Here is a 7,517-nt window from a genome sequence, read left to right as displayed (position 1 = left end):
ACATAGAAATTCGGTAATGCTCTAAACTGACTCAAATGTTCAATCGGCTGATGGGTAGGACCGTCTTCCCCAACACCGATGCTGTCGTGTGTCCAAATAAAGAAGTGCTGGATACCTGCTAGTGCCGCGATACGAGCGGATGGCTTGAGATAGTCGCTAAAGACGAAGAAGGTCGCGCTAAATGGCATGATTGGCCCATACAATGCCATCGCATTCGTAATCGATGCCATCGCGTGTTCACGGATACCGAAATGGATATTTTTACCCTTAGGAAAATCGCCCATATTCGTCAATTCTGTTTTGTTTGACGGTCCAAGGTCCGCCGATCCTCCGATAAATCCCGGAATCGCTTTCGCAATCGCATTCAAAATAATACCGTTGGTATTACGGGTTGCGTCCGCTTTTTCAAATGTCGGCCATTGGATACGGTTGAAATCAGGGTTCATCAACTGCGCATACGCTTCGTTTTGCTCCACTAACGGAAGTTCATTGATGCGATGATTCCACTCCCGCTCTGCCAAGTCCCCTTTTTCAATCGCGCATCGGAAACGCTCTAAAACATCCGCATCGACATGGAATGTTTTTTCAGGATCAAAACCGGCTGCCGTTTTAGCGGTTTTAATAACATCATGACCCAACGGTGCACCGTGAGCATGGTGAGAGCCTTCCATTTTACCGCCCCCTTTGGCGATAACGGTATTGGCGATGATAAGAACCGGACGTTTAATCATTTTCGCTTGCGTTAACGCACCATCGATCTCTTCGAAATTATGTCCGTCGATCTCTAAAACAGCCCAATTTTGGGATTCGAAACGATCACGCATATTTTCGCTGAGGCTCAGTTCGGTAGACCCTTCGATCGTGATACGGTTTGAATCGTAAATCAATACCAAATTATCCAATCCCATGTGTCCGGCAATAGAACACGCTTCGTAACTGATCCCCTCTTCCAAATCACCGTCACCGCAAAGACAGTAAACATTGTGATCGATCAACTCTGCCGTTTCGGAGTTAACTTTGTGTCCTACATAGCTTGACGCCATCGCAAAACCGACCGCATTGGCTATCCCCTGACCCAAAGGACCCGTGGTAATCTCAATTCCCGCCGTGTGGCCATACTCAGGATGCCCCGGAGTTTTAGAGTCGAGCTGACGAAAGTTTTTTAAATCTTCAATCTCCAACCCGTATCCCCATAGGTAATACAAAGAATAGATCAACCCTGTCCCGTGACCACCGGAGAATACCAAACGGTCACGATTGAGCCATTTCGGATTTTTCGGATTATGGATGAGATGCTCGGAGAGAACCACAGCAATATCCGCCAACCCCATCGGTGCACCCGGATGTCCTGAGTTAGCCTGTTGAACCATATCTGCTGCTAAAAAGCGGATCGTATCTGCCATTTTTTGGCGCGTTGTATTACTCATCGGTTAGTCCTTGTGTCGGTTAATGTAGTGGTTAAGTGTTGGTGACAATTCGCGTTGCAAATTCTCATCAAAACTTTGTATTTGTCGGGTCACTTTATCTGCCAGTGTGTTAGCTTCTTCCATTGCCGTCTCATAGCCGAGCAACGTGACGAAACTGTTTTTCGCCTCGTCGTTGTTGGTTGTTTTACCCGCTTGCGTCTCATCTTGGGTCACGTCTAAAATATCGTCTTGGATTTGAAACAACAATCCCAAATCAATCCCGAAATCATACAACTCCTGCGCGAGATCGTCTCGTCCAACGATAAATGCCCCCATTTGAAGCGACGCTGCGATCAATTTACCTGTTTTATGGATATGGAGCATTTTAACCTGCTCCAATTCTAAGCGCTGATTTTCAAAATGACAATCAATCGCTTGCCCAAGAACCATCCCCGCTACTCCACCATTATGAGCAAGTGAGCGAACCAGTTTTACAATGACCCGATCCGAAAACGGGGCATTGGAGAGCACTTCGAACGCATAAGTATTCAGAGCATCCCCCGCCAAAATTGCACTCACTTCATCATACGTTTTATGTAAGGTTGGAAGTCCCCGCCGTAAATCAGCATTGTCCATCGCGGGAAGATCATCGTGAATCAAAGAGTAGGTATGCAGTAGCTCAATTGCCAATGCCGCGTGGTAAGCACACTGAGTTAAGAGAGGATTATAAGCTCGCACAACGCCTAGAAGAAGTGCGGGGCGGAACCGTTTTCCGCCGCCAATCACCATTTGATGCAGTGAGCTTTCATAGTGGGGGTGAAAAGATGCAGCAGAAGGAAGGTGTGCTGCTAAGAATACTTCAAACTGCTCCATGTTTATCCCACTATTTTTTTAGCGAAATAGTACCATGAGGGAGCTTATATCTTCTCGATTATATCGGTGATACTATTCTCATCATCGAGTAAAACAACGGTAGGTTTGTAATTTTCAAGCTCAGCATCATTGTAGGTTGCATAGGCGACGATAATAATCTTATCGCCCTTATGCACTTTACGAGCCGCCGCACCGTTTAGACAAATGTCACGCTTGCCCCGTTCACCGAGGATAATATAGGTCGAAAAGCGTTCCCCGTTATTGATATTGAGGATTTCCACTTTTTGACCGACACGCATTTTGGAGGCTTCCAAAAGCTCTTCATCCACCGTAATAGATCCAACATAATTAAGATTAGCATCGGTTACGGTAGCGCGGTGAATTTTACTGTAAAGCATTTCGATTAACATGGTTTATCTACCCATCTGCTTCATCATATTAGCAGGGCTGATCGCATCATCCCACAACTCAGCAGGGATTACGTACTCTTCCACCACTTCGCCGCCGATGATATGACGATCAATAATATGATCAATTTTTTCTTTAGTAAGTCCCGAATACATCACATGACCCGGTTCTACGAGCATGATCGGACCGACGTTACAGCGATTCATACACGAGGTACGGATCGGCTGTACCGTTGCGATTAAACCCTTTTGCATCAATGTTTGCGCCAAATGTTGAAACAAATCCTGTGTGTGCGGATTGACACAGCTCGGTTTAGGCATCCCCGGAGGAGAGCTTTGTTCACACTTGAAAATATAAAATGCCGGTTGTGGAAGACCCATCAACTGCTCCTTCAAAATCGATGTACTACTGCACCGTAAAATAATTACGGCATTATAGCCAAATCTTACGAGTGCATATTAAGCTCCAGTAAGCAACTTGTTAGTTTAAATCTCTTTTAACAACTCACGCGCCACAACACGATCATCGAACGGGAGATGCTGATCATAGATGATTTGTGATGTCTCATCCCCTTTGCCGAGGATCAAAACCACTTCATCTCCGCTGCGATCTTTGAGCGCTTGCGCAATGGCACTGCGGCGATTGACATCAACATAAACATTGCTTCGATCCTCAATCCCGGAGAGAATATCTTCGATAATTGCATCCGGATCTTCAAAACGGGGATTGTCACTCGTCACATACACTTTTTTAGCATACGCGGTTGCGACTCTCCCCATCATCGGACGCTTGGTTCGGTCACGATCTCCACCTGCACCGAAGACGACCAGAACCTCTTTCTCTTTGAGGGCATTAAGAACCTGCTCCATCCCATCAGGGGTATGGGCAAAATCAACAATCACGAGAGGTGATTCACTCACCACCTCCATCCGTCCGCTGACACCGCCGAAATTTTCCAGCGCATCGGCAATTTTTTCCATACTCTCGCCACTCACCAAATGAACCGCAGCGAAGGCGGCCGTGATATTGTAAAGATTAAAAAATCCGTGCAAAGAGGTGACAAACGGAACATGATCTTCGAAATGTTTCATCACACCGCTCACCCCGTTGTTCAACGAGTAGGCGATGATTTTATAGGTCGCAGGATTCTCAACCCCATAACTGAACGCATTTTTCATATTAAACTGTGCTCTTGACTCATCTTTGTTGATCAGCTTTTTCGTCTCATCTTGGAAAAAGAGATTTTTGATTCGGATGTACTCTTCGATACTAGAGTGATAATCGAGGTGATCTTGGGTGATATTAGTCAAGATTTTTAGTCCAAACTCTATCCCAGCAATCCGCTCCTGCTCGATGGCATGAGAGCTCACTTCCATTACGAAATACTCGCACCCCGACGCAATCGCGTGTGCCATATGTCGGTAGGTATTGAGCACCGTCGGGGTGGTGAGGGTTTTCCCCTCCACCGGAGCATCGTTCATAAAAAATCCGCGCGTCCCTTGCATAGCCGCTTTATGACCCAAATCAAGAAGAAGAGAGTAGATCGCACTTGCCGTAGTCGTTTTTCCGTTCGTTCCGGTAATACCGATTACACAGAGTCGATCAAGTCCGAAAAGTTTCCAGCACTCATCAGGAGTGATGATCGAATGGGCAGCGCGAGTGAGAGCATCTTCTTTGTACTTTTCATTTTGTTTGGTGAGCAAAAATGCGCACTCATTACTACAATCGCTTGAGTTCTCACTTATGTAGCGATAAGGTTGACCTTCAATCTCAACTTTCAATACTTTTCCCCTTAGCAAGACGACGTAACAAATTCCGTAGTTGGCGATCGTTCGGATAAACACCCAATGCGCTCTCCAAATAACTTAATGCCATCTCTTTATATCCGTGGTCAATCAAATTATCCAAAAAATCGACAAAATCTTCTTTCTCGGTAATGATAACGCGGGTTGAAAACATGATGTTCTCAAAAATTCGGTTAAAATCATTATCATTTTGAACCAACTCTTTGAATTCGGTATACATAATACCGTCTTCGTAGGCAAGTCGCTGCTTGATCGTCTCATCAAAAAGTCCTGAGAGTTGATCCATTGTCCCATCCATGGTCTCCAAAATCTCAGTGATTATGATATCGGCTGATTCGGCATCTTCACTTCGTAAAATAGTATAATAATCAAAAAGTGCCTCGCCGGCAGCTTCTCCACCCATCGCCATATCTGATAAGATTGCCCCGTTGTACGCCTCTTTTGACTCGGGAAAGTCTTTCAGAACCAAAGAGTATTCACGCAACGCATCCGTATATTGACCCGCCAAGAAATATTGGTTTGCTTGATTGAGGGTTTTAGATAAATTGATTGTTTTCATTGTAACTCCCTCTTATTCTTTACTAATATCGACACAACCAGCTTAAAATTACAGTGAGTCGATTTGGTGTTCCATACCCTGTGGTACATTGATAACAATCAACTCTGGATGAATATCCATACGTAACTGTCTCTCAACACCATACTTTAGTGTATTACCACTGCTTGAACACCCAATACACGCACCTTGTAATTGTACATAAATTGTTCCATTTTTTACTGTTAAAAATGCTATATCACCACCGTCTAATGCGAGTGAGGGACGTATTTTGTCAATGACATTCCGAACAGGGTTCATTAATTCTTCATCACTAAATGGAATCATGGTTATTGTACCTTCTAAACGCTCAAATATTGTGTTATAGTATAAAAAACGGTCTTTACATGCACTAATGAGAAAAGGGTAGTTTTAGAGCGAAGCTCGATTTAAGGGGGGGGTTATTGAACTCGTTATACGAGTTCAATGTACGCCATTGGTGTAGCATCACCACGACGAATACGAGTTTTAACGATACGAGTATATCCACCGTTGCGCTCAGTATATTTAGGGGCAACTTCATTAAGAAGTAATTTAGTAGCCTCTTTGTTTTGCAATACAGCAAACACAGCACGGTGAGCATTTGCATCACCAGCACGTGCAGTTGTAATCAATTTTTCTGCAAATGAACGAAGTTCTTTTGCTTTGATCAACGTAGTTTCAATTTTACCGTGTTCAATCAACGCAATGCTAAGGTTAGTCAACAAAGCTTCACGATGTGCGCTCGTACGACCTAGCTTGCGGTATCCGTGACGATGTCTCATGAGATACTTCCTATAATGGTTTAAAGCTTATTCAGCTTCGATTTTCTTTTTAATAGCACTGATCAATTCATCAGCTAAATCTTGTCCGACAGAATAACCGTACTCAGTGATTTTTTCTAAAATCTCTTCAAACGATTTTTTGCCGAGGTTTTTAACCTCTTTCAAATCATTTTGGCTCATCATTACGATTTCACCGATGTATTTGATGTTTGAACGGTCTAAACAGTTGAAACTGCGAGCGCTCAAACCAAGATCTTCAATACGTGCACCCAAACGTTTAAGTTCAGGATGCTCATCGTTGCGCTCAGCAGTTACAGGAGCTTTGATACTCACTTCACTGTTGAATACCGCCATTTGAGCGTACATAACTTCCAATGCATTTTTAAACGCATCTACCGGAGAGATTTGCCCGTCAGTAACGATATTGATTACAACTTTTTCGAAGTTTGGATTGTCTTCAACAAGAACGTTTTCAATAGCATATGTTGCGCGGCGAACCGGCGTAAAATAAGCATCCAACGCGATGTATCCATCACCCAAAACATCCCGTACATCTTCACTCGGCGCATAACCGATACCTTGATGAATTTTAACGCTGAACGTCAACGTTGCATCTTCATTCAAAGTTGCTAAGAATGCATTAGGGGTTACCACTTCGACATCATCATTATCTAAATCACGTCCGTGAATTTCACAAGGGCCTGCGAAACTGTAAGTGATTTCCTTCTCTTTGAGTCCGTTTTTCAATTTGAAACGAACCCCTTTAAGGTTGATAATGAAATCCGAAATGTCTTCGAGCATACCGCGAACAGAGTCAAACTCATGCTTAGCACCCTCAATTTTAATACCGATCGGTGCGAATCCAACCGAGCTGCTTAGCAAAAAGCGGCGGATCGGATGGGCGAGTGAAACTGCAAATCCGGTTTCAAACGGATAAGCAATGATATTCGCTTCGTTCGCGCTAATTTGCTCGACGACAAACTCTTTCGGAAGAAGCGGTGATGTCTTAATTTTTTTCATGCTGAACGCCCTTTCTTTAATGATTATTTCGAGTAAAGCTCGACGATTAGACGTTCTTCAACAGGGATAACAACCTCTTCACGCTCTGGAAGACGAGTGAAAATACCGAACGCTTTATCTTGATCGATGTCAACCCATGCCGCAAGACCGGTTTGGTTGGTCAACTCAATCGCGCGAACGATTTGGTTGTTCTTTTTACTTTTTTCGTGAATTTCCACTTTTTGACCCGGTTTTACGCGGTAAGATGGAATGTCAACACGTTTTCCGTCAACTAATACGTGACCGTGGTTTACCAATTGGCGTGCAAAACGACGAGTCGTTGCAAATCCCATACGGTAAACAACGTTGTCAAGACGTTGCTCAAGAAGCATTACCAAGTTCGTACCGGTGTTACCAGTGCGACGTTTTGCTTCACCGAACAATGAACGCATTTGTTTTTCGCTCAAACCGTACATGAATTTCGCTTTTTGTTTTTCGCGAAGTTGTGTACCGTATTCAGAAATTTTTGTACGGCGTTGACCGTGCTGTCCTGGTCCATATGGACGTTTGTCAAGGGCACTTTTACCTGCAAGACGACGCTCACCTTTTAAACCAAGGCTTACACCGAATCTTCTTTCGATTTTTTCTACGGGTCCTCTATATCTTG

10 protein-coding genes are annotated in these 7,517 nt (G+C 44.0%); all 10 read right to left on the bottom strand.

Annotation, left to right across the window (positions count from 1 at the left end):
- Positions 1-1,427: transketolase (locus tag JZU62_RS09935; RefSeq protein ID WP_295014358.1), on the bottom strand; the 1,427-nt coding region annotated here is incomplete at its 3' end.
- Between the two features lie 3 nt (positions 1,428-1,430).
- Entirely contained in the window at positions 1,431-2,279 is an 849-nt protein-coding gene (locus JZU62_RS09930) for a polyprenyl synthetase family protein (RefSeq protein ID WP_295014356.1), read from the bottom strand.
- Positions 2,280-2,323: 44 nt separating this feature from the next.
- Positions 2,324-2,689, bottom strand: a complete 366-nt coding sequence (panD, locus tag JZU62_RS09925; protein WP_295014354.1) for an aspartate 1-decarboxylase — start codon at positions 2,687-2,689, stop codon at positions 2,324-2,326.
- Between the two features lie 3 nt (positions 2,690-2,692).
- A complete protein-coding gene (locus tag JZU62_RS09920) occupies positions 2,693-3,067 on the bottom strand; it encodes a (2Fe-2S) ferredoxin domain-containing protein (protein ID WP_295014353.1) in 375 nt (124 codons plus the stop codon).
- Between the two features lie 105 nt (positions 3,068-3,172).
- The gene (locus JZU62_RS09915; RefSeq protein WP_295014350.1) at positions 3,173-4,468 is read right to left on the bottom strand and encodes a UDP-N-acetylmuramoyl-L-alanyl-D-glutamate--2,6-diaminopimelate ligase; all 1,296 of its coding nucleotides are present in this window, start codon (positions 4,466-4,468) and stop codon (positions 3,173-3,175) included.
- Positions 4,458-5,051, bottom strand: coding sequence for a hypothetical protein (locus JZU62_RS09910; protein ID WP_295014349.1), 594 nt, complete (start codon positions 5,049-5,051; stop codon positions 4,458-4,460). Before JZU62_RS09910 ends, JZU62_RS09915 begins: the two co-directional genes overlap by 11 nt.
- Positions 5,052-5,099: 48 nt before the next feature.
- A complete protein-coding gene (locus JZU62_RS09905) occupies positions 5,100-5,375 on the bottom strand; it encodes a NifU family protein (protein ID WP_295014347.1) in 276 nt (91 codons plus the stop codon).
- Positions 5,376-5,500: 125 nt separating this feature from the next.
- The gene (gene rplQ, locus JZU62_RS09900; RefSeq protein WP_294894092.1) at positions 5,501-5,851 is read right to left on the bottom strand and encodes a 50S ribosomal protein L17; all 351 of its coding nucleotides are present in this window, start codon (positions 5,849-5,851) and stop codon (positions 5,501-5,503) included.
- A gap of 27 nt (positions 5,852-5,878) precedes the next feature.
- On the bottom strand, positions 5,879-6,871 hold the full coding sequence (locus JZU62_RS09895) for a DNA-directed RNA polymerase subunit alpha (RefSeq protein ID WP_295014345.1): 993 nt from the start codon (positions 6,869-6,871) through the stop codon (positions 5,879-5,881).
- A 23-nt stretch (positions 6,872-6,894) separates the two neighbouring features.
- The coding region (rpsD, locus tag JZU62_RS09890) for a 30S ribosomal protein S4 (RefSeq protein WP_295014344.1) at positions 6,895-7,517 on the bottom strand (623 nt) is incomplete at its 5' end.

Source organism: Sulfuricurvum sp. (assembly GCF_019163035.1).
In the GTDB taxonomy this organism is placed as follows: Bacteria; Campylobacterota; Campylobacteria; order Campylobacterales; family Sulfurimonadaceae; genus Sulfuricurvum.
Note: the sequence above shows the minus strand (reverse complement) of the source record. Positions and strands in the feature narration are given on the sequence as shown.

Coding starts and splice junctions, on each gene's coding strand:
- JZU62_RS09930 (WP_295014356.1), bottom strand. CDS start 2,279: ATGGAGCAGTTTGAAGTATTCTTAGCAGCACACCTTCCTTCTGCTGCA.
- panD (WP_295014354.1), bottom strand. CDS start 2,689: ATGTTAATCGAAATGCTTTACAGTAAAATTCACCGCGCTACCGTAACC.
- JZU62_RS09920 (WP_295014353.1), bottom strand. CDS start 3,067: ATGGGTCTTCCACAACCGGCATTTTATATTTTCAAGTGTGAACAAAGC.
- JZU62_RS09910 (WP_295014349.1), bottom strand. CDS start 5,051: ATGAAAACAATCAATTTATCTAAAACCCTCAATCAAGCAAACCAATAT.
- JZU62_RS09905 (WP_295014347.1), bottom strand. CDS start 5,375: ATGATTCCATTTAGTGATGAAGAATTAATGAACCCTGTTCGGAATGTC.
- rplQ (WP_294894092.1), bottom strand. CDS start 5,851: ATGAGACATCGTCACGGATACCGCAAGCTAGGTCGTACGAGCGCACAT.
- JZU62_RS09895 (WP_295014345.1), bottom strand. CDS start 6,871: ATGAAAAAAATTAAGACATCACCGCTTCTTCCGAAAGAGTTTGTCGTC.